At 61.5% G+C, this 25262-nt stretch carries 26 protein-coding genes; 10 read left to right on the top strand and 16 right to left on the bottom strand.

The annotated features are described in order from the left end of the window. Positions 1-149: 149 nt before the first annotated feature. From NKF25_RS01425 to NKF25_RS01415, 3 genes are all read left to right on the top strand, one after another. Entirely contained in the window at positions 150-554 is a 405-nt protein-coding gene (locus tag NKF25_RS01425; RefSeq protein ID WP_253224959.1) for a DCC1-like thiol-disulfide oxidoreductase family protein, read from the top strand. Positions 555-739: 185 nt separating this feature from the next. Then, positions 740-3073, top strand: coding sequence for an ATP-dependent DNA helicase (locus NKF25_RS01420; protein WP_253224958.1), 2334 nt, complete (start codon positions 740-742; stop codon positions 3071-3073). A gap of 237 nt (positions 3074-3310) precedes the next feature. Further along, positions 3311-4027 carry a hypothetical protein gene (locus NKF25_RS01415; RefSeq protein WP_253224957.1) on the top strand — a complete coding sequence of 239 codons (717 nt, stop codon included), beginning with the start codon at positions 3311-3313 and terminating at the stop codon, positions 4025-4027. 278 nt (positions 4028-4305) lie between these two features. On the opposite strand, the gene NKF25_RS01410 is transcribed toward NKF25_RS01415, so the two are convergent. The 11 genes from NKF25_RS01410 to NKF25_RS01365 all read right to left on the bottom strand — a co-directional run bounded on the left by NKF25_RS01410 (position 4306) and on the right by NKF25_RS01365 (position 16896). Continuing rightward, positions 4306-5361, bottom strand: a complete 1056-nt coding sequence (locus NKF25_RS01410; protein ID WP_253224956.1) for an ATP-binding cassette domain-containing protein — start codon at positions 5359-5361, stop codon at positions 4306-4308. After that, the gene (locus NKF25_RS01405) at positions 5354-7027 is read right to left on the bottom strand and encodes an iron ABC transporter permease (protein WP_253224955.1); all 1674 of its coding nucleotides are present in this window, start codon (positions 7025-7027) and stop codon (positions 5354-5356) included. Before NKF25_RS01405 ends, NKF25_RS01410 begins: the two co-directional genes overlap by 8 nt. Next, a complete protein-coding gene (locus tag NKF25_RS01400) occupies positions 7028-8158 on the bottom strand; it encodes a thiamine ABC transporter substrate-binding protein (RefSeq protein WP_253224954.1) in 1131 nt (376 codons plus the stop codon). A 186-nt stretch (positions 8159-8344) separates the two neighbouring features. Then, the gene (gene cobA, locus NKF25_RS01395) at positions 8345-9190 is read right to left on the bottom strand and encodes a uroporphyrinogen-III C-methyltransferase (RefSeq protein WP_253224953.1); all 846 of its coding nucleotides are present in this window, start codon (positions 9188-9190) and stop codon (positions 8345-8347) included. 39 nt (positions 9191-9229) lie between these two features. Next, complete coding sequence (locus NKF25_RS24125) at positions 9230-9358, bottom strand: hypothetical protein (protein ID WP_255359047.1); 129 nt, start codon at positions 9356-9358, stop codon at positions 9230-9232. Further along, positions 9358-10695, bottom strand: coding sequence for an MFS transporter (locus NKF25_RS01390; RefSeq protein ID WP_253224952.1), 1338 nt, complete (start codon positions 10693-10695; stop codon positions 9358-9360). The genes NKF25_RS24125 and NKF25_RS01390 overlap by 1 nt, the downstream gene beginning before the upstream one ends. Further along, on the bottom strand, positions 10688-12766 hold the full coding sequence (nasA, locus tag NKF25_RS01385; protein ID WP_253224951.1) for an assimilatory nitrate reductase NasA: 2079 nt from the start codon (positions 12764-12766) through the stop codon (positions 10688-10690). Before nasA ends, NKF25_RS01390 begins: the two co-directional genes overlap by 8 nt. A gap of 63 nt (positions 12767-12829) precedes the next feature. After that, a complete protein-coding gene (locus NKF25_RS01380; RefSeq protein WP_253224950.1) occupies positions 12830-14596 on the bottom strand; it encodes a ferredoxin--nitrite reductase in 1767 nt (588 codons plus the stop codon). 303 nt (positions 14597-14899) lie between these two features. Beyond that, positions 14900-15286: a hypothetical protein gene (locus NKF25_RS01375; RefSeq protein WP_253224949.1), complete on the bottom strand. Its 387-nt coding sequence runs from the start codon at positions 15284-15286 to the stop codon at positions 14900-14902. Positions 15287-15415: 129 nt separating this feature from the next. Further along, positions 15416-15868, bottom strand: a complete 453-nt coding sequence (locus NKF25_RS01370) for a twin-arginine translocation signal domain-containing protein (protein ID WP_253224948.1) — start codon at positions 15866-15868, stop codon at positions 15416-15418. 248 nt (positions 15869-16116) lie between these two features. Then, positions 16117-16896: a sulfurtransferase gene (locus NKF25_RS01365; protein ID WP_253224947.1), complete on the bottom strand. Its 780-nt coding sequence runs from the start codon at positions 16894-16896 to the stop codon at positions 16117-16119. Between the two features lie 242 nt (positions 16897-17138). Between NKF25_RS01365 and NKF25_RS01360 the strand changes: the two genes are divergently transcribed. The 3 genes from NKF25_RS01360 to NKF25_RS01350 all read left to right on the top strand — a co-directional run bounded on the left by NKF25_RS01360 (position 17139) and on the right by NKF25_RS01350 (position 19067). Then, positions 17139-17999: a sulfurtransferase gene (locus tag NKF25_RS01360; RefSeq protein ID WP_253224946.1), complete on the top strand. Its 861-nt coding sequence runs from the start codon at positions 17139-17141 to the stop codon at positions 17997-17999. Positions 18000-18173: 174 nt separating this feature from the next. Further along, positions 18174-18389 (top strand): hypothetical protein, encoded by a 216-nt coding sequence (locus NKF25_RS01355; RefSeq protein ID WP_253224945.1) that lies wholly within the window; start codon positions 18174-18176, stop codon positions 18387-18389. Positions 18390-18440: 51 nt separating this feature from the next. Continuing rightward, entirely contained in the window at positions 18441-19067 is a 627-nt protein-coding gene (locus NKF25_RS01350) for a rubrerythrin family protein (protein ID WP_253224944.1), read from the top strand. Positions 19068-19084: 17 nt separating this feature from the next. On the opposite strand, the gene NKF25_RS01345 is transcribed toward NKF25_RS01350, so the two are convergent. Next, complete coding sequence (locus tag NKF25_RS01345) at positions 19085-19603, bottom strand: lamin tail domain-containing protein (RefSeq protein ID WP_253224943.1); 519 nt, start codon at positions 19601-19603, stop codon at positions 19085-19087. 59 nt (positions 19604-19662) lie between these two features. Further along, complete coding sequence (locus NKF25_RS01340; protein WP_253224942.1) at positions 19663-19932, bottom strand: hypothetical protein; 270 nt, start codon at positions 19930-19932, stop codon at positions 19663-19665. Positions 19933-20088: 156 nt separating this feature from the next. On the opposite strand from NKF25_RS01340, the gene NKF25_RS01335 reads away from it, so the two are divergent. After that, positions 20089-20244 carry a hypothetical protein gene (locus tag NKF25_RS01335; protein WP_253224941.1) on the top strand — a complete coding sequence of 52 codons (156 nt, stop codon included), beginning with the start codon at positions 20089-20091 and terminating at the stop codon, positions 20242-20244. Between the two features lie 299 nt (positions 20245-20543). Beyond that, positions 20544-21230, top strand: coding sequence for a ribose-5-phosphate isomerase RpiA (gene rpiA, locus NKF25_RS01330; protein ID WP_253224940.1), 687 nt, complete (start codon positions 20544-20546; stop codon positions 21228-21230). Positions 21231-21303: 73 nt separating this feature from the next. Here the strand turns inward: rpiA and NKF25_RS01325 are convergent, their stop codons facing one another. Continuing rightward, positions 21304-21471, bottom strand: coding sequence for a DUF1931 family protein (locus NKF25_RS01325; RefSeq protein WP_066140253.1), 168 nt, complete (start codon positions 21469-21471; stop codon positions 21304-21306). A gap of 172 nt (positions 21472-21643) precedes the next feature. Between NKF25_RS01325 and larB the strand changes: the two genes are divergently transcribed. Then, the gene (gene larB, locus NKF25_RS01320; RefSeq protein ID WP_253224939.1) at positions 21644-22411 is read left to right on the top strand and encodes a nickel pincer cofactor biosynthesis protein LarB; all 768 of its coding nucleotides are present in this window, start codon (positions 21644-21646) and stop codon (positions 22409-22411) included. A gap of 27 nt (positions 22412-22438) precedes the next feature. On the opposite strand, the gene NKF25_RS01315 is transcribed toward larB, so the two are convergent. Further along, positions 22439-22705, bottom strand: a complete 267-nt coding sequence (locus NKF25_RS01315) for a hypothetical protein (protein WP_253224938.1) — start codon at positions 22703-22705, stop codon at positions 22439-22441. A gap of 170 nt (positions 22706-22875) precedes the next feature. Here NKF25_RS01315 and NKF25_RS01310 point away from each other — a divergent pair, with 170 nt between their 5' ends. Continuing rightward, positions 22876-23025 (top strand): hypothetical protein, encoded by a 150-nt coding sequence (locus NKF25_RS01310; RefSeq protein ID WP_253224937.1) that lies wholly within the window; start codon positions 22876-22878, stop codon positions 23023-23025. Positions 23026-23050: 25 nt separating this feature from the next. On the opposite strand, the gene NKF25_RS01305 is transcribed toward NKF25_RS01310, so the two are convergent. Next, positions 23051-25177 carry a (Fe-S)-binding protein gene (locus tag NKF25_RS01305; protein WP_253224936.1) on the bottom strand — a complete coding sequence of 709 codons (2127 nt, stop codon included), beginning with the start codon at positions 25175-25177 and terminating at the stop codon, positions 23051-23053. Positions 25178-25262: the final 85 nt, after the last annotated feature.

Here is a 25262-nt window from a genome sequence, read left to right as displayed (position 1 = left end):
TCGGGTAGGAGTTCGTTTACTGATAAATCAGGTAAGCGTTCGGAACGATAGCGTGTGGATTGCTGACACATGACTCCTAAACGGAGCAGTACTGCGGCCCGTATCTTGTTGCCAGAAATCGTATCCGAGCGACCCTCGAACGGACGTATATGCGAGAACGATCCTCGTCGCCATCGCGGCCATCGTCGCCATCGATCCCTCCGTCGTCGCCCCGACTCGTCTACGACGACGACTGTGGCTTCTGCACGTGGGTCGCCGAATATGCCGACGCACACGGCGAGTTCGAACTCGTCGGCTTTGCCGACCTCACGCCCGACCAACGCGCCCGCCTCCCACCCGACTTCCAGTCGTGCGCGCACCTGCTCACCGACGAGCGGGTGTACTCGTGTGGCGCGGCCATGGAGGAAACCCTCGCCCGACTCGACGACCCGTCGCGCTACGCGGTGGCGATGTTCCGGTACCTCCCCGAATCGACCCGCGAGCAGATTCGCGAGCCGGTGTACCGCTGGGGAGCCGACCACCGAGCTTGGTGGGGGAAGCTACTGAGTCGGTGATAAGAGGGGAGAAGGCGTTCGAGGTCCGCTTCCCAGTCGCTGGGATCGTAGAACAACCAAGTACGACTCATCGCTTCCCACCAACTCCGTTTCGCAGCATCACTTCCGCCCCGTGCTGAGGTTTAAATACCGAGACGGGAGCAACTCAGGACAACAGCCCTAAGCAGGGGGGAAACAGAGACAGAATGATGCCGGACTGGCGGACGATATTCGGACACGACGAGCCATACGACGAGCAGCGGGACGGTATCGAGACGGCCATCGAAACCGCCCGCGATGACGGCTTTACCGTCATCGAAGGTGCCTGCGGGACTGGCAAGACCATGCTGGCGCTGACGGCCGGACTGGATCTCGTCCGCGACCCGGACAGCCAGTACGAGCGCGTGTTCGTGCTGACGAGCGTGAAACAACAGCTCCGCCAGTTCGAAACCGACCTGAAGACCATCAACTCGAATCTGCCCGACGACTGGAACCCGATATCGGCGCTGACCCTCGTCGGGAAGGCCGACGTGTGCCCGTACAGCCGTGAAAATGCGGGCGACATCGACAGCCAGTCGGTGTACGACCGCTGTGAGGGCCTCCGGGAGCGCACCCGAGACCTGACCGGCGAAGGAGGTTCCGTCACGGCCCAAAATCTCGCCTCGCAAGCCAGAACCCAGCAGACGGGACTGGCCGACAGCGGCAAGGGCGGGGCCGCCGCGTCCTACCTCGAAACGGCGGGGGAACCGACGCCGTACCCGCCGCGGATGCCGGAGTACAACGACGTGGAGTACTGCCCGTTCTACGCGCAGTTCTTGGAGGACATGCCCGAAGATGGCGACCCTATCGAGGCGGTTCCGTTCGATTTCGAGAGCATGGGCCTCATCGAACCCGACGATTTAGTGGCCAACTCGGTGCAATGGGGCACCTGTCCGCACTCGATGATGGGCGCGCTGTTGGGCCACGTCGAGGTCGTCGTCGGAAACTACTACCACGCCTTCGACCCGGTGACGGCGGCGACGTTCACGGGGGCGCTCGTCGACGACTCGACGTTCCTCGTCTGCGACGAGGCGCACATGTTGGAACCGCGCGTCCGCGACCTCGTGAGCCAGTCGGTCGGCGATTCGACGCTCCGTGACGCCGAGTCCGAGCTCACGCGAGTCATTCAGCCCGTCAAGTTCGACGACGATGATTCAGGACACATGACCGCCGACGCCGACCTCGTCCGGGCGGAGCTCGAAGACGCGAGCGTCACGCTGTTCGAACTGGAGGAGACCCGCGAGTTCATCGGCGAACTGCGCGAGGAGATCGACCGGCGCGTGCGGAAACACCTGGAGCGCGAACACAAGGGGTGGCGGGCGAACATCACCGACCTCCCTGACGAAGAAATTCCGCTCCGTGATCCCACGGTACCACAGCAGGACGAAATTTCGGAGTGGGCGGAAAATCGAGGGTACAACGGCGGGACGTGGGCACGTGCGGAGGCCGTTGGGGCGGTCGTCGCCCGCATTCTCAATGAAGCCGAGGACGATGACAGGGAACGCGCCGCGTTGCCCGCCGGGCGTGCGCTGGGAGAGTGGTATCGCAACGATCACGAGAAGTACTTCCGCGAGATCGTCCTCGAACGGACGTGGAACGACCGCGAGCCCAACGACTCGTGGCGACGGGCGTACAACGCCCAACTCGCCATGCAGAACTGCGTCCCGAGCGACGCCATCGGTGAGGAACTCGGGAAGTTCGGCGGCGGGATCCTAATGAGCGCGACGCTCGAACCGATCGAGATTTTCGAGGAAGTGTCCGGACTCGGCCATCTGGAGAAGGACGGAAGACCGATCGTAGAACGGACCTACGGCTTGAACTTCCCCGAATCGAACCGGGAGAGTTTCGCGGTGGACGCACCGAAGTTCACCTACGACAATCGCGGCGCGCCGGGTGACGAGACGGGAACGCGGCAGGTGTACGCCGACGCGATCCGGGATGTGGCACGTTCGCCGGGCAACGTCCTCGTCGGCATGCCGAACTACGCGGAGGCGACGTGGGCCGCCGAACACTTGCGGAGCACGGTGGACAAGCCGGTGTTGCTGGACGAGAGCAGCGCGGATGAGGCGACCGAGAATCTGAAAGACGAGTTCTTCGGCGGCGAGGCGAAAGTGCTGGTTACGAGCCTACGCGGCACGCTGACCGAGGGCGTCGATTATCGTGGTGACCGGCTCCGAGCCGCGGTCGTCTGCGGTGTTCCCATCATCAACACTGCCAGCCCACGGACGAAGGCGGTTCGAACCGCCTACGAACGACAGTTCGGTGACGGGTTTACCTACGCGCTGACCGTTCCGGCCGTCAGAAAAGCCCGGCAGGCCCTGGGGCGAGTCATTCGTGGCCCCGACGAACGGGGAATTCGCGTGCTGGTCGACGGTCGATACGCCCGCGAATCGTGGAACAGCGTCAGGGAGTTCTTCCCGCCCGTCGAACGGGAGGAGTTTCAACCGGTCAGCCCGGACATGCTCTCGTTCGGGTTGGAACGGTTCTGGGACGACGACTGAAATACGGTTCCACAACACCTGTCGAATCGTGGACCGTCACCGTTCGCCTATCGTCGAATCGGTGGCCGTGTTCGAACTCCCGGTCGATTCCGTTCGCCGTAGGATGACGGCCAGTCGAAAATTTCCCGGCGAGAAACGGCGAATAACCGCCGTTTCGGGCGTATAATTTCGAGTTGTCGGACCGAACGGTCTGGGCGCTTTTTGGTTTCCGGAGGTGTTGCACGTTCGGAGGAATATATGACGGGGACACCGAAATCACAGCGTCGAACGCTACTGAAGGCGGCGGGTGCACTGACCGGAATAGGTGCGCTCGGACGGATGGCGATGGCACAGGATACCAGCAATGACGGGACGACGTACCAGACGAGCACGGTCGAAACGTCGAATCAAACCAGTACGACGAACGGGGGCGGTGGCGGAGGAGGAGGAAATCAGCGGACCATCATCCTCGGAGCACGTGTCGGCCATTGGCTTGGGTTGGCACCGAAAGAGATCGAAGGGGGTCGAAATCCGACGCTCGGACTCATTCCGACCGAGCGGTACAGGATCGTCTGGATAAACCTCGATGGGAAGGAACACGAGTTCCAGATAATCGGGCAGAAAAACGGCGAGAACGGACAGGTACTCCATCGAACCGGCCGGTCATCGAAAGCGGGAGAGACACGTGTGTTGACGTTCAAGCCGACCGACAGAATCCGGCGGTATCGATGTCGGTTCCACCCGAACAGTATGCGAGGACGGATCGATCGATCGGGACAGTTCGGCGGTGGTGGCACGTTCACGACGGGGACGACGAACCGGGGGACCAATACCACCGGGACGACGGGAACCTACAACACCCGAACCACTGGGACGTACAACACCTATACGACCGAAACGTCCAATACGGGAACGACGGGAACGTACGACACCTACACGACGAACACGACCGACACGTACACGACGAATCGATAGGGGAATCCCGGGAGGACGACGGGATATCGGAACAAACTGTTTTTCAAGTGACCTGCGAGCGAGCAACGGCCGAGCGACCATCATCGACTGGCGGACGATTCGACGACGACCACGCCCGACACGACGGTTGCAGGCAAAACGGTCACCGATACCGACGGTGGTCAAACGTCCACGAGCACCAACGACGGTGGTCAACCCGGCTTCGGTGGGGTCGTCACACTCGTCGCGTTCGTCGTCGCGGCGCTCTTCGGCGTCCGAAGGGAGCACCGAGACCTTTTTTATCGTGATTCGACCAGTTCGGTGGACGCGCCGTCGATGACGTGTGCGTCGGCCGGGTCGAACCCGACGCGCATCTGCTCGCCGTCGGGAGCCTCGGGAACGCGAAGTGTGACGGTTTTACCCATCCAGTCGAGGTGGACGCGGAACGCCTCTCCGAGGAACTCGACGTCCTCGACGGCCGCCGTGAACGAATTTTCGCCGCCGCCCAACCGGAGCGCTTCGGGACGGACACAGAACGTCACGGCGTCGGCCGTCGAACCGGGAAGGAGGAACTCGTGGTCTCGGACGACGACGCGTGAACCGTTCGGGTCTCGTGAGACGGTCTTCCCGTCGAAGACGTTGTTCTCGCCGACGAACTCCGCGACGAAGCGGGATTCCGGTCGGCGGTACACGTCCTGTGGGCGGCCGATCTGCTCGATTCGACCGTCGTTCATGACGGCCACGCGGTCGCTGATGGCGAGCGCTTCCTCCTGGTCGTGGGTGACGTAGATGGTCGTGATTCCGAGGTCGGACTGAATGCGCGACACTTGAGTTCGCAGGTCGTCGCGCAGACGGGCGTCCAGTGCGCTCATCGGTTCGTCCAGCAGGAGCAACTCGGGACCGGGCGCGAGGGCCCGAGCGAGTGCGACACGCTGTTGCTGACCGCCCGATAATTCGTCCGGGTCGCGGTCCTCGAAACCGTCCAATCCGACGAGTTCGAGCAGTTCGAGCACACGCTCGTCGCGAGTTCGCGCTCCCGGCGGGTCGCGGAAACGGAGGCCGTAGCCGACGTTTTCCGCGACGCTCATGTGTGGAAACAGCGCGTAGTTCTGGAAGACGAGACCGATGTCGCGGTCCTCGGGCGGGACGCCTTCCATCTCGCGGTCGCCGAACCGCACCGCGCCAGCGGTGAGGTCCTCGAACCCGGCGATGGTGCGGAGCGTCGTCGTCTTGCCACAGCCAGACGGGCCGACGAGGGTGAAGAACTCGCCGTCCGCGACCTGAAACGACACGTCGTTCAGGGCCGTGACACCGTCGTACTCCTTTCGAACGCCGGAGAGGGAGAGTTCAACCACTTTCCCACCTCCCGCCGAGGCGGTCGATGATGACGAAACTGACGGCGGTGACGAGGAGGAGAATGGTCCCCATCGCCGTCGCCGGTCCCAACGTCTGTTTGCCGAGGAAGCGTTCGACTGCGACGGGCATCGTGTAACTGCTACTGCCCGTGGCAAGAATAACTGTCGAGTCGAACTCGCCGATGCTGATGGCGAAGGCGAACGCCGCCCCGGCGGCCAACCCGACCGCCACGAGCGGGAGTTCGATGTCGATGAGCGTCCGGACGCGGGTCGCGCCGAGCGAGCGGGCGGATTCGACGGTTCGCCGGTCGATCCCGGCGAGCATGGGCGAGACGTTCCGCGTGACGAACGGGTACGCGGCGACGGCGTGGGCCGCGACGATGGCCATCGCGCCGCTCACCTGGATTCGAGTTCCGGCGATGGGGATCCCGAAGACGAGGCCTCGGAGCATACCCAACCCGACCATCACGCCGCTCACCGCGAGCGGGGCCATCGCCACCGCTTCCACGATTCGGCTCTTTCGCGCCCGCGTCAGGACGGAGATGACGACGCCCATCGGGAGCGCGACGAACAGGGTTCCGATACCGAACGTGAGCGAGTTACGGACGGCGACGCCGGGTTTCGTCTGGAAGGACGCGCCGGACACCTGCCGCGTCACGAGGAACTGGTAATAGCGCAAGGTAAAGCCGGACGGGCCGGTGATGCTTTCGAGAACCGTGCTGACGAGCGGCCCGAGAAACAGCACGAGGACGACGACGAGATACAGTGCGACGCCGGTCCGTTCGAGCCTTTCGACGAAACCGGTATCACCCGAGAGGAGATGTTTCCGGGCGAGCGGTCTGCTGGCGCGCGAGGCGGCGGCTTGCCGAGCCTCGTACCGAAGATAGGCGTAGGTCAGGGCGAGCGAGAGAGAGGTTTCGAGGATGGCGAGAACGGCCGCCTGTGAGTAGTCGAGGCGCTGGACGAGCGCGTACACCCAGACTTCGACGGTCTGGTACTGGAACCCACCCAGCGCGAGGACGATGGGGAAGGACATGAACGTGAAGATGAACGTGAGAAGTGCTCCCGTGAGAATCGCCGGAAGCAACTGTGGGACGAGCACATCACGGAACGCCCGAAAGCGACCAGCACCGAGGCTTCGGGCGGTTTCGACTTCGCGGGCATCGACGCTCTCCCACGCCGCGTTCGTCACGCGGGCGACGAGCGGCGCGTTGTAGAAGGCGTGTGCGGCGACGATTGCGGGTAGATTGTACAGGAGGGAGTACGGTCCGAGACCCACGACGCCGACGACATCGTTGAACAACCCGTTCTGCCCGAACATCGCCACGAAGCCGATGGCGACGAGGATGGACGGCATGACGAACGGGAGGATGGTCAACGAGCGAATCGTCCGCCGACCCGGGAACTCGTAACGCGAGAGGATGTACGCACCCGGGAGTCCGACGGCGACGCTCGCAATCGTGGAGAGGAGCGCCTGATACGCCGTGAATCCGAAGATGTCGAAGACGTAGAAGTGGTCGGTCAGTACGTCGAGAAACGCAGAAATGCCGCCCGCGTCGGCGAAGACGATGGCGACGGGATAGTAGAACAGAACGACGAGCAGGGCGCTGGTCGCGATTCCGAGAAGTGCGAGTGCGTGTCGTTCGAGCCAGCGCCCGGTATCCATCTACTTGCTCGCAATCTGGCGCGCCCACTCATCAACCCATCCTTCGAGGTTGCCCTTGAGTTGATCGTAGGAGTAGGTGACCGGTTCGTCCGGTTCCTTGGCGTACTTGTCGAACTCCTTTCCGAGGTCGGCCCAGTCGGTCGATGGGAACGCGACGTTGAGTTGCGCTATCTTCGACTGGGCCTTCTTGGAGAGCATGAAGTCGAGGAACGCGTCGGCCAGTTTCGGCGAGTCCGTGTCGGCGAACTTCGCCATCCCCTCGGGGTTGGCGTAGCCCTGTCCGTTCAGGAAGCCGATCTGGTGTTTCTTCATGTTCTCGCCTTCACGATGGGCGTACACCTGGTCAGTGGAGTAAGAGACGACGATGGGCCGCTCGCCGTTGGAGTACGCGGTGTAGGCCGCGTCCCACGAGCCGAGGATTTGGGTGTCGTTGTTCGAAAGCCGACTCCAGTAGTCGAGATACTTCTTCTCGCCCATCTCGTGGATCGTCCAGAGCAGGAACGCCCGCCCCGTCGCGGCCTGTTGGGCGTTCTCGGTCAGCAGCGTACCCTTGAATTTCGGCTTCGTCAGTGCGTCGAACGAGCCCGGATTATCGACCTTCGTTTCGTCGTACACGAGGCTGACGTAGCCGGTATCGTACGGAACGGCCCGTCCTTTCGGGTCGAAGTTCAGGCTCTTTTTGACGTGACCGTAGTTCGAGAGCGAGTCGGTGACGGGGGTGAACAACTTTGTCCCGCCCAGTTTCTGGTCGATGGTGATGAGTTGGTCCACGTTGAGACCGACGTACACGTCTGCGTCGATATCGACGTGCTGTGCCTTTCGCTGGATGTAGTAGTTGACCTCGCTGTCCGGAGTTTGCCACTTGAGCGTCGCCTTGGGATACTTCTTTTCGAACTCCTTTTTCAGCCACGCGCCGGGCGATGTACTCGGCGCGTCCACGAGCGCGCTGTACGTTGCGACGTTCAGCGTACCGCTGAGTTGGGTCTGTGACGTCGTCTTCGCGGACTTACCGCCGGTCGAACTCGTGGAACCGGAATCCCCGGAACTGCCGGAGTCGTCGGAATTCCCGAGACAGCCAGCCAGACCGGCAAATGCCGTCCCAGTCGCCGTGAGATAGGTTCGTCGTTTCATTACTCGGTTGTTACAGTCGGTGGTACTTAACGGACGTGATACAACGAGCGAACGAACGTCAGTTCGAGAGTCGTGAGCGCTATAATGAATCCCATAACGCTATATCAAATAGACGAGTCGACAACCGACGAACGGGACGAACGATTCCTCGTTCGCTTGCTGATGGTGGTTCCGAACCGATTCGAACTATTCGCCGCGGTTCGCGCTTTCGATTTCATCGACTGCTGACGGCGGTGATGTCCACGATGCGAGAAACGACCCGGTGGCACTGGCCAAACAGTGTTCGACGGTCTCGCGGACGCGGACCACGTCGCCGACGATAGTGACCGCCGGAGGTCTCACGTCGGCAGTTCTCGCACGTTCGATGACCGTATCCAAGGTCCCAGTAACGACTCGTTCGTCGGGCAGAGTCGCGCGCTCCACCATCGCGACAGGTGTCCCGGTGTCGAGTCCGTGCGAACTGAGCGCGGCGACGTTGTCGGAGAAACGGCCGACCCCCATCAGAATCACGAGCGTTCCGCCCGCCTCGACATTCGCGGCGAGCGCCTCCCAGTCGAGAGAGGTGTCGTCCTTGGTGGGGTCCTCGTGTCCGGTAACGACGGTAAGGGTGGACGAGCAGTTGCGATGGGTAGCTGGGATACCGGCAACTTCACCGGCAGCGATAGCGCTCGTCACGCCGGGGACGATTTCGAACCGTATCCCGTGGCGTGCGAGATATTCCGCCTCCTCACCGCCGCGCCCGAAGACGGTCGGATCACCGCCTTTCAATCGAACGACATCGTTTCCGGTACGACTCTCCCGGACCATCGTGTCGTTGATTTCCGCCTGTGACGTTCGTTCGCCGTCGGCGCGTTTACCCGTGTGAACGACGGTCGCATGGTCGGGGAACGATTCGACGACCTCGTCGCCGACGAGCGAATCGTGAAGGATAACGTCCGCTTCGTCGAGCAACCGCCGGGCCTTGACCGTGAGGAGTTCCGGATCACCCGGCCCAGCGCCGACGAGATGAACGGTACCCGTGGTCGTACTCATGGTTTGGACCCCGCCGATGATGTCCGGTTAACAGTCATTTTAGACCAACCATCCCGCCATGCCGTTAAAGGCCATGTACAGCGAGAAGACCGTCACGAGCACTGCGATCAGCATCTCGACGTACAGCGTGGCTTTTCCCCACTTGTACCACGAGTCGTATTCCGTCATCAGTCATCACCTCCCGTAGACGCATTCGGTGCCGGTCCGTCGCCGAGCCACCGTTCGCGGGAGCCGATGCCGTGGTCGCCGATTCCCGACTGTGAGCGCATCGCCCACAGGTAAAACAGCATGATGGGAACGAAGAACACGACGGCGACGAAAGCGTATCCCACGTGAACGTTCGGCATGAGGCCGAACATGAGCGGGTAGACGATACCCCCGGTCGTGGAGATGCCTCCGATGAACCCCGACGCCGTCCCCGGACGGTCCGGGAAAACGAGGGGAACGATGGCGAACACACCGCCGGTACCGAAGCTCACCGCGATTCCGGAGAAGGCCAGAACGACCACCGACAGCGGAAGGACGCCGAGGAGACCCACGACGGTGAGCACGATCATCAATACCGTGATGAGTATGAGGGCGGTCAACAGCCAGTGAATGCGCGGCGAGTACGGCTTGTCAGTGGCGAGAATCGGATACGGCGTCCATCCGTTTCGCTGCCAGAGATCGGACATGTAGCCCGAGAACGGTCGCCACAACGACGCGTTGAACGACTGAACGGCGGCGAACGTTCCCGCGGCGACTTGGATGGACGACGTGTCGGTGAATCCCAAGTGTCGAATGGACGCCGCAAAGCCGTCCGCGTAGTAAGTCGGCAACCACGAGTTCATCGAGATTTCCAAACCGAACGACATCGCGTAGGCCAGCATGAGTCCGATCGCGGCGTACCGCGTCCAGACGTACATCGTGTCGCTGAAGGACGTGTTTTGTCGTGCGGCTTCGGCGGTCGCACGGTCCTTCGCGGGTTGGCCGCGCCACTTGTAGACGGCCGCGATGACGAGCGCACCGATTCCGAGGTGGAGGAAGGCATCGCCGAAGTGGGTGCCGTAGAGTCGTGGGAGTACCAGCGCGCCGACACCAGCACCGACGTTTCCGGTTCCGGCGTACAGTCCCTCCGCCGTTCCGATTTCGTGCTCGTCGAACCACTGTGCGACATGCTGGATACCGACGACGAAGCTGATTCCCGCCGAGGCGACGACGAGGCGCTCCACGAACAGCACTTGATAGCTCGCGGCGAACGAGGACGCGATACTCACCACACCGGAGTACGCGAGAATCATCGCGAACGTGTTGTGCGCGCCGAGACGGTCCGCCAACCAGCCCGCGATGACGCGTCCGGGCGGCGCGAGCCAGATGGCCGAACTCGCGAGCAAGGCGAGTTGGCCGGTCGTGAGACCGTAGAACGTCCCGATACTCGTGCTGAATGCGGCAGTGGAGAACCACATCAAAAACGCCCAGAAGAACCCGACAGTGGCGATTATCAACTGTTCAACCTTGTTAGTCATCTCCCGTCACCTCCGCTCGGTTCGCCACGGTACGCTCGTCCGGTCGCGGTGCAAGCCGTACCGCACACTGTTTGTAGTTCGGTTCGTCGGAACGAGGGTCGGTAGCGGGAAGTGTCAGTTCGTTCGTCCGCGGATGGTGAATCGAGAGCCAAACGACACCCCGTGGAACCGCCGAATTCGGGTCGGTTCGAACGGGGATTTCGGCTCGTCGAGAGGTGACGACGGCGGTTTCCCCGTGTATGTCGAGGGAGTCGAGCGTGTCCGGATGCACACGCACGAGCGGTGGGGCGTCCGCCTCCGGCGGTCGGGAGCGGACGCCGGTGTTGTACCCGTCGGCGGTCCGTCCCGTCGTCAGTGTGAGCGGGAATTCCTCGTTGGTCGGTTCCGGAAGGCCTCGATGGGTGGCGGTCGAGAATCGGGCGCGGCCGGTCGGGGTTGCGAACGACCAGTCCCCGTCGTCGTGGTAGCGGTAACCACCACTCGATGTCGGGTCGGGCGCGGGCCAACGGACGGCCTTCTCCTCTTCGAGACGGGGGTAGCTGATTCCCGAGAGGTCCGCCGACGTGCCCGCCGTAAGCGTGGTCAGTTCCTCGAACACGTCCCTCGGGTTCGAACGACCCATCAACCCGGGGACGACTCCTTCGGCGATGGCGATGATGATGTCGAGGTCGGTTCGGACACCCGTCGGCGTCCCCGTTACGGACCGAACGCGGGAGACGCGTCGCTCCATGTTCATGGTCGTTCCGTCCGTCTCGCCCCAGGTTGCGGCGGGGAGGACGACGTCGGCCAGTTCGACGGTCTCGGTTCGGAAGGCATCCTGCACGACGAGGAACGCCTCGTCCAGTCGCTCGCGGACGGTCCCCGCATCGGGCAACCCGGCGACGGGGTTCGTCGCAACGGTCCAAACCGTTTCGACCGGCCCGTCGTCGACGGCTTCGACGATTCCGACCGGACCGGGTCCGGCGTCGTCGGGGAGACGCTCCGTGGAGATGTCCCACGCGTCGGCGACGACGGCCTGTTCGTCGGGGTCGTCGAACGACCTGTGACCGGGCCACGTTCCCTTGGACGAACAGACGCGCGTCCCCATGGAGTTCGCTTGCCCGGTCAGCGAGAACGGTCCCGTTCCGGGGCCGAGATTACCGGTCGCCAAACAGAGGTCTATCAGGGCACCCGCCGTCGCGGTTCCCTGCGTGCTCTGATTGACGCCCATCCCCCAGTAGAGAAGCGTCGAGTCCGCGAACGCGTCGGCGAGTTGGTCTACGACGTCGAGGGCGACGCCAGCGGTCGTCGCTCCCTCCTCCGCCGTCGGGAGGTCGGCGCGGAGTGCGTCGAAACCGGTAGTCGCGGCGTCGATGAACGCGTCGTCTATCGCGTCCCGTTCGACCAGACGGGCCAATACGGCGCGCGCGAGGGCGAGGTCCCCGCCAGGGTCGGGTGAAACGTGTGTGTCCGCGACGGTTCCCGTCTCGGATTCGACCGGATCGACGACGATCAGCCTGCTGTCGTCGTTGGCACTTTCCTGAATCCAACGAAACATGACCGGGTGGGCGACGGCGGGGTTCGCTCCCCAGACGACGTGACTACGGGCGTCCGGGATGTCGTCGTAGGTGCATGGCGGCGCGTCGCTCCCGAAGGCGTCGTAGTAGGCCGTCACCGCACTGGCCATACAGAGGGTCGTGTTGGCGTCGTAGTACCGGGTTCCAAACCCGCCGCGGGCTAACTTTCCGAGGGCGTACGCGGCTTCGTTGGTCTGTTGTCCGCTCCCGAGAACGGCGAGGCCGTCCCGGTCGCGTCCGATGGTGGATGCGAATCGTTCCACCACGCGACCGAGGGCGACGTCCCACGTCGTGGGGAGGAGTTCGTCACCCTCCCGAATCAGTGGGCGCGTCAACCACCTGCCCTCTGGCTCCTTGCTCTCGCGGATACCGCGTTGACAGGCGAGTCCCTGGTTAACCGGATGGGCAACGTCACCGCGAACGATGTCGATGCCGTAGCCAACGTCGACGCTTTGGTTGACGTGACCACAGCCGACCGCACACCGCATACACGTCGTCGGGACAGTGTTTCTCATGTGAGCGTTGCCTCGTTGAAATTCGAGTTCGACCGAACGGCGGGTCGAAGGCGGTGAATGTGCTCAGTCATTACTGGAGATCGGTGTGCCGTCCGGTGCGGTCGGAGCCGGACTTTCGCCGTTCTCGAACGGGTACCAGGCCTGCTTTGCGTCGTGAAGACAGGGGTCCTCGTAGCTCGTCTCTTCGGGTTCGGCGAGTTCGATGATGGACTCGTGGCCGGTCGCATCGACCCACTCGCGGAAGGTCTGTTCTTCCTCTCGGAGTGCGACGAATGCTTCAACGAGGTTCGCGATGAGTCCGGGCACCTCGTCGGCCGGGACACGCTGGTGGACCCACTCGATGAACGACGGTTCGTCGCCGATTCCGCCGCCAACGCCGACATCCATCGCCTCGACCATTTCTCCGTCCTTTCGAGCGCGCATCCCCTGCAAGCCGATATCCGCTGTCATGGCTTGCCCGCAATCCGCGGTACAGCCCGAAAAGTGGATCTTCAGCTGTGAAACGTCGTCGGGAAGCTCGACGTTCGTCCGGAACCATCGAAGCATCTCGGCCGTCCGTGCCTTCGTCTCGGTGAGCGCGAGCGAGCAGAACTCCGTTCCTGTACACGCCATCGCCCCGCGAGTGAACGCCGTGGGTTCGGGCGTATGCGTTTGTAGCAGGGGTTCGGCGAGCAGGTCGTCGAGTCGTGCGTCGTCGACGTCCACGATGATCGGGTTCTGTCGTCGAGTGAGTCTGATTTCGCCGCTCCCGTACTCGTCGGCGAGGTCGGCGAGGTCGATGGCCTCGTCGGCGGTGACGCGTCCGACCGGGACGTTGAGGCCGACGTAGTAGTCACCGTCGGCTTGTTCGTGGACGCCGACGTGATCGTGTTTTCCCCGTTCGTCCTGCTTTCCGGCGTTGTACGTGTACTGATCACGCAGGTCCGTTCCGGCGTGATGGAGCGGGAAGTCGACCCGCTCGGTGAGTTCCTCGCGGATGTCGTCGGTTCCCCAGTCGTCGACGAAGAAGCGGCCACGATTTTTCCGTCGGTTCTGTCGGTTGCCCTCCTCGTGATACAGTTCGACGAACGCGCGGACGATTTCGTAGGCGTTATCGGGCGTGACGAAGACGTCGAGCGACCGTGCACGGCGGGGTTCGCGTCCGCCGAGACCGCCGCCAGCGCGCATGTTGAATCCCTTCACTCGCGTCCCGTCGATGAGCTTTCGTGCGGGTTCCAAAGCGACATCGTTGATGGAATCCTGTGCACAACCCTCCCGACAACCCGTCACGGAGATGTTGAACTTCCGCGGCATGTTACATAGTACGTCATCGTCGCGCAACTGTGACTGGATTCGGTCGAGCAACTCCCGGGTCTCGACGTACTCGTGTTCGTCTTTACCCGCGACGGGACATCCGGAGATGTTTCGCATCGTATCCCCACCGGAGGAGCGAGACGAGACGCCGACGGCTTCTAGCTTATTCCAGATTTCGGGGACGTGCTCCAACTTTATCCAGTGGAGCTGAATCGATTGGCGCGTCGTGAAATCCACGAACCCGTTCCCGAACTCGGGGTTCTCGGCTGGGCCGGTCGCGTACTCACGTGCGACTTCCCCGATGGCGCGCAGTTGCCCCGGTTCGAGGATGCCGCCGCAGTTGGTCAGACGCATCATGAAATAGCTTTCTTGCCCGGTTCGCTGGTGAAACAGGCCCCAGAATTTGAACCGCGAGAACCACGCATCACGCTCGTCTTCCGGAATCGACTGCCAACCGTTCTCGGCGAATTCGAGAATTTTGTCTCTTACCGCGTCACCGTACAACTCACCTTTCCATTCTTCCTTTTTATGAACCATATTCGTCGATCACCCTGAAATCTTCTACCTGTACGTCGGAGTATCGAACAACATTCGATTTCATCTGCTAATTCCGGACAAACGCCCACACAATAAGGATAATGGACATACACATAGTAAAAATCAGTATTCCTGAATGCAGAGCAATCGTCTACAAGGAGTATTATGTATTCTAGCGTTTTATTCGAGAGAATCTGGATGAACAGGCAGACTAAGATGGGCGAGTATAGTGGGATGGAAGACTAAGATGGGCAGGAATAGTGGGGCGATCGTCCGCGCGGACGGGAGCGAACGAAACGATCCTCAGTCGACCCCCACGGACACTTCGAGCAGATCCAAGTTGCTGCTGAAGTAGGTCGCATCGTCGCCGAACCGGTATCGATCGCTCGTCGGCAGATAGCGTCGGGAGAACAGAAAGACGAAGATGGGTGTCCGATGGAAATCGTAGGTGATGACGTAGCCGTTGTACTCGTCGGGTTGTGAAATCACCTGTGTCCCGTCCGGTGGTTCGTCGAGGATCGTCACCGTGATGATTGCCGGAAGCTGAGCGACGATTCGAAACGGGACGTTCGGGAAAAAGTCCCGGGTGAACACCAATACGTCCCCCGACGGTCTGGTTCGTTGGGGTCGAACCGAATCGTCTACTCGAGCGCTCCACCGCGGCATCCCTGCTTCGTGTTCGTTGTCCATGTATTCCTCCAGCGTACTGAAATCCGCCCGTGATGTCGGTACCGCTACGGCTCTTCCCGTGAATTACGTCACCGAAAAATGGGTACCGAACCGCTTGTTTCCCCCCGATACAACTCGAATCGGCTCGTCTCACCGCAGGTTGGTGCTAAGCAGGTTGAGCGTGCTGCTGAAGACAGACGCGTCACCACTGAACTGTCGGGTGTCGCCCTGGTTTAGGGACACACCTTGTGCGAACATGAACGTGGTTATCTGTCCCTGCCCGCCGCCACCGCCGCCAAGCAGGTAGCGGATGATGTAGCCGTTGTAGTTGTCCGGCTGGGTGATCTCTGGGACGTTGCCGCCACCCGGTTTTTCGAGCAGTCGAACGGTCGTCGATTTCTCCAGCGAGTTGACGACGCGGAACTGCACGTTCGGGTGGTAGTCGTAGGTGTACACCAACACGTTTCGGCCCTGTGCCGAGGCGCTCCCGGCACTGCCTAATCCCAACGCGAGCGCGCCTGTCGCGAGCGCGCCTTTCTTCATGAACGAGCGACGTTCTTCCGATTCGACGTTTTCTGCGTCTTGTTGTTCTCTCTCAGTCATCCCTTTTCCCCCCTCCCGGGGTGACAGGCTATAGGCCGGAGCCGAAGATAAATGGGAGCGACCGTTTCGGGTGCCAATGGAAAACTATCCCGGTTAGGTTCTCACGAGCAAGCACCCCTCACTATACGGGCATCACCGATACCGAGCCGTATTGGGCGTTACAACGACGGCAACGGGCGTTACTGGGATGGAAACTGACACGCATTTCGCTCTTCGTCAGCCAACAGATATAGGATAAATAGAAAGAATCAGTCCCGTTCGAGTTTCCCGTCGGCCTCCGTCCACTCGGTGAGACTGCCCTCGTAAAAGCCGAGGTCGTCGTAGCCGAGCGAAGAGAGGACGACGTAGGTGTGGCTGATTCGACGGGCGGTGTTGCAGTAGAGGATCACCCGCTTGTCGGGGGTGACACCGTTGGATTCGAGAATCGAACGGAGTTCGTCCGGTGACTTCAGGCCGCGGGATTCGTCGTCAACGAGGTCGAGCCAATCGACGTTGACGGCGCTCGGGAGATGGCCCTCGGCGAACTCGTCCGGGTCGCGAGTATCGACGAGAACGGAATCCGGGTCGTCGATCGCGGCTTCGACCTCCTCGCGGCCGATGAGCGGGGAGGATTCCGGTTCCCGTACGTCGTAGGAAACGGGAGCGGGAGAGGGAGCGTTGGTCGTCGTTTCGTGGTCGCGTTGCCACGCGCTGAAATCCCCGTCGAGGAGGTGGAGCACTTCGTGTCCGTACAGTTCGGCGGTGACGAGGAATCGCGCCGCGAACACCCCGTGCATGTCGTCGTACGCGACGACGGTATCGTCCTCGCTGATACCGACGTTGCCGAGGAGGTCGGACCACGTCTCGGCACCGGGGAGCATTCCCGCATCGTCCGCATCGGCCGAGCGAAATTCGTCGAACGGGATGTTCACCGCACCGGGTAGGTGACCGATTCCCTCGTATTCCCACGCGTCGCGGACGTCCACGACGTGGATATCGCCCAGTCGCTCGGCGAGCCAATCGGCGGAGACGACGACGTTCTCGTGCATTATCCCTCGATACCGACGCCAGCGTCTTAGCCCTCCGGGTTCCGTCGAAACCGGCATTCGACTGGAGGTGCCGGAACATTTTGCCGGTTGTCAGGTGCCGTTCATGCGCGATGAGCCACGGATAGCGGCAAAACGGGGATTCCCCCGCGAGATACCGGGTATTCTTGCCGGGAAGCTCGACAGAAGGCGGAACCTTCCGGCAGTAACAAGAATATAACCCGAGCGTAGAAAGGGGAACGTGCATGAGCAACAGTGACTACGCCAAGGACGTACTCGTCAGCGCGGACTGGGTGGAAGACCACCTCGACGAGTTCCAGAGCGACGATACCGATTACCGACTCGTAGAGGTCGACGTTGATACGGAAGCCTACGACGACGCCCACGCGCCGGGCGCAGTCGGCTTCAACTGGGAGACACAGCTCCAGGACCAGACCACGCGTGACATCCTCGAAAAGGACGATTTCGAGGACCTCCTCGGCAGTCACGGCATCGAGGACGACACCACCGTCGTCCTCTACGGGGACAACTCCAACTGGTTCGCGGCCTACACCTACTGGCAGTTCAAGTACTACGGCCACGAGAACGTGAAGCTCCTCGACGGTGGCCGCGACTACTGGCTCGAAAACGGCTATCCGACGACCGACGAGGTCCCATCGTACCCCGAAGTCGAGTACGATGCTCGTGGCCCATTCGAGGGCATCCGCGCCTACCGCGACGACGTGGAGAAGGCCATCGACCGCGGCGTCCCGCTCGTGGACGTTCGCTCGCCCGAGGAGTACAGCGGCGAAATCCTCGCGCCCCCAGGACTCCAGGAGACGGCCCAGCGCGGCGGCCACGTCCCCGGCGCATCGAACATCTCGTGGGCAGCCACCGTGAACGACGACGGGACGTTCAAATCCGCCGACGAACTCAGTGACCTGTACGAGAGCGAAGGCGTCACGAACGACCAAGAGGTCGTCGCCTACTGCCGTATCGGCGAGCGCTCGTCCATCGCGTGGTTCGCACTCTCGGAACTGCTCGGCTACGACAACGTCGTCAACTACGACGGGTCGTGGACCGAATGGGGCAACCTCGTGGATGCACCCATCGAGACCGGCAACTGAGTCGGCCACCAACGACGCACGTTTTCTTCGGACGATCCACGCCCGACAGTCACGTCTCAGGCGGTCGATAGCTCCCCACCGCTCCCGAGCGCTATTGAGAACAACTAGCAGGGGTTATTGAGAGCGGGCCGAATCTCAATAGTACGGCGTCGCCGGGACGCCCCCGAGGACACAATGACAGGACATTTCCATACTGTCGATACACGGTCCGAATCGAAACGGAACGCCGTTGACGAACGGTCGTTCGAACTCGCATCCGTCGTTGTGGAGTACGACGGACAACCGGACAGATGTACGATTTACCCGGAAGAGGCGACCCGCTTCGAACGGATGGCGAGTTGGATAACCGCCGACGCCGACGTGTTCGTCTCGTTGGACGATATGGACTGACCCGTTACCGGGGTCGGTGATTACAAGCCGCGCGCCTTCGTACCGTGGCGTATGAATTCCGAGGAATTCCTCGACGCCGTGCGAAAGGAAAACGAAACCGCCCTCTCCCGCCTGGGGTCATCAAAGTCGCTCTACGCCGCGACCGGCGGAGAGATGGAGCCTGACGAGGTGTTCGATGCCGCCGCCGACTCCGAGTATGCCGCCGCTCAGACGTTCGGCGGATGGGCCGACGACGAGGGAGACGAGGACGCGAGCGAACTGTTCGCCGGCATCGCGGAGGTCGAGAACGGCCACTACGAGCGCGTCTCCGGAAAGGTAGACGATCACGAACCGAACGAGACGCCTGCGTTGCACGAGTATCTCCGTGGATTGGACGACACCATCGAGCGCCTCGGCGGATTCGTCGGGCGCACGCTGGCGAGCGAGAAATCGAAAAAACAGCTGACTGGCTTCTTTACCGGAAAGGCCGACCCGAAGACGGCCCAGTTGTTCCGCGATTTGAACGGTGACCTCGACGAGCAGTTGAACGACACGCTCACGCTGTTAGACGAACGCTGTGATTCGGACGAGGACTGGGAAACGGCAAAAGAGGCAGCGAAAGACGCGATTACAGCGGCCTATGACGAGTACACCGAGTCACTGGAGTCGATGGGCGTGAATCCGAAACCAGTTTGCTGAGTTCGGAAAGCGGTTTTTCAGTTCGAACGCGGCAAGTCGAACGCCCGTGTGAGTACGCGTGTCCCGTCGGGGGCCACCAGCGCAACACTGGCGTGATAATCCGCGAACAGCGGCCTTTTCAAGTGGTGCTGAACGACGTGGTTAGCACAATACGGTTTTGGAGATGTTGTCGAACTGTTGCTGGCGGTGATGATCGTTAGTTCGCCGTTCGGAAGCAGTACGGGACCGTCGATTTTGTACATGCTCTCTTTCTCGAAGGCAACGCGGTAGCCGGAAAAGTCGACGCGTGTGTCACCAGTGTTGACGAAGGTGAACGATTCCTGCTGGACGTGGTCAGCGTTGCGGATGCAACTGTAATTGAGCTGTATGTTCTCCTTCGTCGGTTTCGTCGTATTCGTCGGTGTATTGTGTTCACAACGACTGGTTTTTGTCGATTGATGGGAACCAATTTTGGCGGATCCGGGGAGTTTGGAGGCACAACCAGCGGCTCCGGCAAGGCCGACGCTGATTGCGGAGAGAAACGCGCGTCGTTTCATGATAATTACTGGAAGAAAAGAGTCAGTAATAGATCTTGTGCTCGCTACGGGATAAAAGATCAGACGCCGCTGACGGTCTCACGGTGCGCCTCGACGTGGTCGTACGCGCTCTGGATACGCTCGGCGGTGTCTTCGTCCGCGTCCTCCTTGAGTTCCGAGAGGGCGTGCATGATTCGGGCGAGTCGGCCGTGGTCCGGACCCTGGTCGGCCTGAGCGAGCGACTGAAGCGTGTCGGCCTGTGATTCGAGGCGTTCTTTGACCTCGCCGGAGGCGTCGGCACTGGCGTGTTTCAGTTCCTCTGCTGCGTGTACCAGTTCTTCGCGTGGCATGCGGGAGAGTACGCGAGCGGGCACAATAGTGCTATGGGGGACGGCGATAGCTGACGGAATCTATGACGCGACGAGTCGGGCGGAGAGACGATGGAAACAGGAGGACAGTACATGAGCGGGCGACGAGTTTTAGCGTTTCAACGGCGTTCTAGTTCCATGGCGCGAAAGCGACATCACCGCTGTAACCTCTGTGGGCGTGACTTCGAGCAGGGCGAGACGCTACGAGAACACGTAGAGCGCCGACATCCCAAAGCGGACTACCACTGGTGGGTCGTCGTCGAGGAACCCGGCGTTCTACCGTTCGAAGACTGACGCAAGCAGGTATGAACGACGCGGAGCAATGAGTCACGGGAACACGCTCGGGCGACGTTTCGATCCGAGTGACGACAGATGACGGTACAACCGGGCGCGTTCCCGTTCGAAGATCGACTCGGGCGTAACCCAAGAGGAACCGAGTTCCCTCCTCCCGAATGTGGGGAACCACATCCGAATAGTTGTATGAGAGATGCGAACCTGTAATTGACCCTTCGAAAATCCAGTTTATTTAACGGGGCGAATGTCTCCCCCTCGGGCTAGCAACCTTTTTCCGCCGTGCACCGATTTCCACGAATATGAAAACGACGGGTGGAAGCGACGAAGCGAAGCGGAATGCGGGCGAGAACGCGGCGGAAGCAGTCGAGGATGGAATGGTAGTCGGATTGGGGACGGGCAGTACGGCGGCGTACGCGATTCGGGCGCTCGGACGGATGGTGGATGCCGGACTCGACATACGGGGAATCCCGACGTCGTTCCAATCGCGGCAACTCGCACAGGAGGAAGGGATTCCACTCACCGATCTCGATTCGGTCGAAACCGTCGACGTCGCCATCGACGGTGCCGACCAGTTCGCCGGGGGCGACCTGATCAAGGGCGGCGGCGGGGCACACGCTCGGGAGAAAATCGTGGACGGTGCGGCGGAGCGATTCCTCGTCGTCGCCGATCCGAGCAAGGCTGACGAGCGATTAACCCATCCCGTACCGCTCGAAGTGCTCCCTGCCGCGCGGACGACCGTCGCCGACGAGGTTCGCCGCCTGGGCGGCGAGCCGAGTCTGCGCGAAGCGGCGCACAAGGACGGGCCGGTCGTCACGGACAACGGGAACCTCGTCATCGATTGCGAGTTCGGAGCCATCGACTCACCGGCCGAACTCGCGTGTGAACTCTCGGCGCTTCCGGGTGTGGTCGAACACGGACTGTTCGTCGGAATGGCCGACGAGATACACGTCGGAACGGACGATGGTGTCGAAGTACGGCGATCCTAGCGTCGAAGGCGCTATTTCGAGGAACGCCGTCGCTGGTCGGCGATCAAAAAATGAATGAAAGGATGTTTCCGATTTACAGGTCGCGGGGCTGGACCGTCTTTCGGTCGTTCTCCTCAGCACGTCGTGCGGCGTCCTCGAGAAGTCCTGCGACTTCCTCGTCGAGTGCGTCGTAGAAGTCCGAGGCAACGTTTTTGTCGTCGAGCGCTTCCTTCACAGCCGCTTTGACAATAAGGTCTGCCATACAGGATTCACGTTCCGTAGCCCAGTTAATAAAGCTTCCCAAATTATGCGGTGAACAGCCACGAGTCGAAGAATGTGACCTACTCTGTCGAGATAGCCACAAGCTTTAAGTGAAGTAGTATCGAGTGACCGAAGACGATAGAACGGAGTAGGAGGGCCACAAAGTCCCGAATATGCGCGAACTACTCGAATCGGTCGCGGACGGCGAAGTCAGTGTCGCCGAAGCGGAAGCGAAGTTGACCGGATACGCGACGAACGGTGCCGGACGGTTCGATGCCGCCCGCGAGACACGCCGTGGCGTACCGGAGGCGGTTCTCTGCGATGGAAAGACGCCGAGCGAAGTCGCCGAACTCTCCGCGACGGCCGTCGAAACGGCAGGCAGAGCGCTCGTCACGCGAGCGGACGAGGAACACACCGAAGCGGTCCGTCGTCGCCTCGACGCCGATCACCCCGACGCCACCGTAACGATTCACGACCGGGCGAACTTGCTCGTCGCACACGGACCGGAGTTCGAGGTACCGAACATCGACGCGACGGTCGGCGTCGTCAGCGCCGGTACGAGCGACGCGATTCCCGCCGGGGAAGCGGCCGTCATCGCGGCGGAGATGGGTGCGACCATCGAGGAACTGCACGACGTCGGCGTGGCGTCCATCGCCCGGATGCTGGACGAGGTGGACACCCTCCGCGCGGTGGACGCGCTCGTCGTCGCCGCTGGCCGCGAGGGTGCCCTGCCCACGGTCGTCGCCGGACTCGTGAACACGCCCGTCATCGGACTCCCCGTTTCGAACGGCTACGGCCACGCTAGCGGCGGCGAAGCGGCGCTCTCGGGGATGTTGCAGTCCTGTACCGTCCTCTCCACCGTAAACATCGACGCTGGCTTCGTGGCGGGCGCACAGGCCGGTCTCATCGCCCGTGCGGTCGGAGGGGCGCGGGAGGAGTAGGAAAAAGAGAAGAAGTGAGTTCGAGTATCAGGCGGACTGCGTTCGGTTGTTTCGAAGTTGACGATGGACTGTAACGGCAGTGAGCGCGAGGATAGCCACCAGTAGAACCCCAAGTCCGATGGTAGCGAAACGAAGTTCGAAGAACTGCGTCACGGCGAGATACGCCCAGAAGAGGGTGTAGCTGGACCACGTGGCGAGGACGATTCGGGGTTTTTCTTGGCGGTACTGGATGTAGAGCGCGACGAGTTGCGTAATGAAACTAAACGCTGCGAGGTCGAAGAGGAGGGAGTTCATCGTCCGTGCGGTGGGCCTCGTTCCGCATAATTATTATGATTCTAACCATTTTCGGAGGAAAGATGAGTAACCCGGTCACGGTCGGAGTGTGGAACGTTCGAAAGCGATTTTCTTCATCCCATTATTGTCAATCTATTTATACAATCAGAATTCGAACAGTTGTTTGTGCGTTGATCGGTCTCTCTGCGGGCGCGGTACTCGGACCGCTGTTCGTCCCGAATCCGACGGGACTGCTCGCGGCAGCGACAGCACTCGCCGTCACGCTGCTGGACGGTGGGGGTCTCCATCGTTCGAACTGGCGGCGTCGCTCGTCCGAGTAAAAACCAAACGCGAAAATCGACGAGTTCAGGCCGAGACCTGAATCTTCTCTTCAGCGCCGAGCGCTTCCACGACGAGTTCGGCCACGTCGATGATTTCGATGTCGTCCTCGTAGCCGCCCGTTTTTCTTCCGTCCTCGTACATCGTCATGCACATCGGGCAGGCGACGACGAACTTCTCGACACCCGCTCCGGCGTCGGTGTCTTCGAGTGCTTCGCGGATGCGCTCCTCGCTCGGCTTGGAGGTCTCCTCCAAATCCATCCAGAGGCCGCCACCGCCGCCGCCACAGCAGAACGAGTTGGAGCGGTTGCGCGGCATCTCGTCTAGGGTACAACCGGTGCCTTTTACGATTTCGCGCGGTGCCTCGTACTCGTCGTTGTAGCGTCCGAGGTGACACGGGTCGTGGTAGGTGACCGTGTAGTCGAGTTCGTTTCCGGAGAGTCCCAGTCGGTCGGACCGGAACAGTTCTTCGACGACCTGCGTGTAGTGGTAGACCGGCGCGTCGAAGTCGTCGGCCATCTCCGGATACTCGTTTTTGAACGTGTTGTAGCTGTGCGGGTCGGTACAGACGATTTTGTCGAACTCGCATTCATCGAACGCGGCGACGTTGTCCTCGACGAGCATTTCATAGAGACCTTCCTCGCCGACGCGGCGCACGTCGTTGCCGTCGTTCTGCTCGTCCTCGTAGAGGATGCCGTAGGAGATGCCCGTCTCGTGGAAGATGGTGGCGAGCGAGCGGGCGACGCGGCGGTTGCGCTCGTCGTAGGACGGGTAGTCGCCGACGTACCAGAGGAACTCCACGTCCTCGTCGCGGGCGTCGGGAATCTCGAAGTCGAGTTCCTCGGTCCACTCGGGGCGGCGGCGTTCGGGGTCGCCGAACGCGTTGCCGTTCTGGAAGACGTTCATCATCGCGTCCTGCACGTTGGCGTCCATCTGACCGGATTCGGTCAGCCGACGATTCATCTCCGTGAAAGAGTTGAGATGTTCGATTTCGACCGGGCAAGCGTCCATGCAAGCCATGCAGGCCATACAGGATTCCATCGTGCTGCTGTCGATGACGCTGGTGCCGCCGTCGGCGATGATGGGCTTTTCGTCGGTCATGCCCGCGTCGAGGTTCTCACGGTACTGCTTCAAATCGAGAATCACGTCGCGCGGATCGAGCGGACGGCCGGACGCGTTCGCGGGACAGACCGACGAACAGCGGCCACATTTCGTACAGGCGTCCTGGTCGAGAATCTGTTTCCACGAGAAGTCATCGATGTCGGAGGCACCGATTTCGTCCGGGCTGGCATCGGAGGGAACGCCCGGGAGTCGTTTGCCCGCCTTCTCGTCGCGCGTGACGACGTTGGCGAACGACGACAGCATGTGGAACGGTTTGGCGTAGGGAATCGCGGCGATGAATACGAGCGCGATGAGGGCGTGGGACCACCACGCGACCGGATACCACGTCGTGGCCGCCTGTGGGGTGACGCCCGCCGCCGAGAGCACGTCCTTGACGAACCAACCGACGAAGCTCACCGTCTCGAAGTCCACGTTACGGGTGGCGCTGGTGCCGAGGATACGGACGCCTTCGGTCAGGTAGCCGCCGACGCCGAGCAGGAACAGCGTCCAGATGAATAGGTCGTCCTCTCGCCCCGTGTGTTTGCCCCAGAGGCGTTCCTTGTGGACCCAGTAGCGGCGGTAGAGCGCCATCGAGATACCGACGACGAACAGCAGCCCCATGGCGTCCATCACGAGCGAGTAGGCCAGATAGAAGCTGCCGACGAAGAAGGATTTCTCGCCGCCGAGGAAGTAGTGGGTGAATTTCCGGTAGCCGTCCATGTCGATGGCGAGGATCGTCGTCCCGATGAGCAGAGTTAGAAAACCCCACAGGATGAACGAGTGCATCAGTCCGCCGTACAGGTCGCGGTTGAACTGCTTCTCGTTCGTGATGACGGTTTTCGCCGCACGGGTCACCCGTCCCGGAAGGTCGTCCAACCGGTCGAACCAGTCCTCTTCGCCGTCCGTGTACCGCGCGAAACGGTTGTAGACGCCGTAGAGGAAGTAGACGACGGTCACGATAGCGAGGAAATAAAACACTGCCTCGCCCATGGGACCTATTCGCCAGAACGTTGGGCGCGTCGGACCCGCCTCCGAAAGCGCGAAGATTTCCATGTTTTATCAGGAGGAGACTACTTGCTTAAATCTTGCCACCCAACCGTCTCCACGCCGTCATGCGAGAATGGAAAACGTGTTGTGA

The sequence above is a fragment of the Haladaptatus sp. AB643 genome (assembly GCF_024136975.1).
GTDB lineage: Archaea > Halobacteriota > Halobacteria > Halobacteriales > Haladaptataceae > Haladaptatus.
The sequence above is the reverse complement of the archived record's forward strand: the minus strand, read 5'-3'. Positions and strand labels throughout refer to the sequence as shown.

Excerpts from the sequence above, each read along its gene's own strand:
- NKF25_RS01425 (WP_253224959.1), top strand. The coding sequence starts at position 150 with ATGCGAGAACGATCCTCGTCGCCATCGCGGCCATCGTCGCCATCGATC.
- NKF25_RS01420 (WP_253224958.1), top strand. The coding sequence starts at position 740 with ATGATGCCGGACTGGCGGACGATATTCGGACACGACGAGCCATACGAC.
- NKF25_RS01415 (WP_253224957.1), top strand. The coding sequence starts at position 3,311 with ATGACGGGGACACCGAAATCACAGCGTCGAACGCTACTGAAGGCGGCG.
- NKF25_RS01405 (WP_253224955.1), bottom strand. The coding sequence starts at position 7,027 with ATGGATACCGGGCGCTGGCTCGAACGACACGCACTCGCACTTCTCGGA.
- NKF25_RS01400 (WP_253224954.1), bottom strand. The coding sequence starts at position 8,158 with ATGAAACGACGAACCTATCTCACGGCGACTGGGACGGCATTTGCCGGT.
- cobA (WP_253224953.1), bottom strand. The coding sequence starts at position 9,190 with ATGAGTACGACCACGGGTACCGTTCATCTCGTCGGCGCTGGGCCGGGT.
- NKF25_RS24125 (WP_255359047.1), bottom strand. The coding sequence starts at position 9,358 with ATGACGGAATACGACTCGTGGTACAAGTGGGGAAAAGCCACGCTGTAC.
- NKF25_RS01390 (WP_253224952.1), bottom strand. The coding sequence starts at position 10,695 with ATGACTAACAAGGTTGAACAGTTGATAATCGCCACTGTCGGGTTCTTC.
- nasA (WP_253224951.1), bottom strand. The coding sequence starts at position 12,766 with ATGAGAAACACTGTCCCGACGACGTGTATGCGGTGTGCGGTCGGCTGT.
- NKF25_RS01380 (WP_253224950.1), bottom strand. The coding sequence starts at position 14,596 with ATGGTTCATAAAAAGGAAGAATGGAAAGGTGAGTTGTACGGTGACGCG.
- NKF25_RS01375 (WP_253224949.1), bottom strand. The coding sequence starts at position 15,286 with ATGGACAACGAACACGAAGCAGGGATGCCGCGGTGGAGCGCTCGAGTA.
- NKF25_RS01370 (WP_253224948.1), bottom strand. The coding sequence starts at position 15,868 with ATGACTGAGAGAGAACAACAAGACGCAGAAAACGTCGAATCGGAAGAA.
- NKF25_RS01365 (WP_253224947.1), bottom strand. The coding sequence starts at position 16,896 with ATGCACGAGAACGTCGTCGTCTCCGCCGATTGGCTCGCCGAGCGACTG.
- NKF25_RS01360 (WP_253224946.1), top strand. The coding sequence starts at position 17,139 with ATGAGCAACAGTGACTACGCCAAGGACGTACTCGTCAGCGCGGACTGG.
- NKF25_RS01355 (WP_253224945.1), top strand. The coding sequence starts at position 18,174 with ATGACAGGACATTTCCATACTGTCGATACACGGTCCGAATCGAAACGG.
- NKF25_RS01350 (WP_253224944.1), top strand. The coding sequence starts at position 18,441 with ATGAATTCCGAGGAATTCCTCGACGCCGTGCGAAAGGAAAACGAAACC.
- NKF25_RS01345 (WP_253224943.1), bottom strand. The coding sequence starts at position 19,603 with ATGAAACGACGCGCGTTTCTCTCCGCAATCAGCGTCGGCCTTGCCGGA.
- NKF25_RS01340 (WP_253224942.1), bottom strand. The coding sequence starts at position 19,932 with ATGCCACGCGAAGAACTGGTACACGCAGCAGAGGAACTGAAACACGCC.
- NKF25_RS01335 (WP_253224941.1), top strand. The coding sequence starts at position 20,089 with ATGGCGCGAAAGCGACATCACCGCTGTAACCTCTGTGGGCGTGACTTC.
- rpiA (WP_253224940.1), top strand. The coding sequence starts at position 20,544 with ATGAAAACGACGGGTGGAAGCGACGAAGCGAAGCGGAATGCGGGCGAG.
- NKF25_RS01325 (WP_066140253.1), bottom strand. The coding sequence starts at position 21,471 with ATGGCAGACCTTATTGTCAAAGCGGCTGTGAAGGAAGCGCTCGACGAC.
- larB (WP_253224939.1), top strand. The coding sequence starts at position 21,644 with ATGCGCGAACTACTCGAATCGGTCGCGGACGGCGAAGTCAGTGTCGCC.
- NKF25_RS01315 (WP_253224938.1), bottom strand. The coding sequence starts at position 22,705 with ATGAACTCCCTCCTCTTCGACCTCGCAGCGTTTAGTTTCATTACGCAA.
- NKF25_RS01305 (WP_253224936.1), bottom strand. The coding sequence starts at position 25,177 with ATGGAAATCTTCGCGCTTTCGGAGGCGGGTCCGACGCGCCCAACGTTC.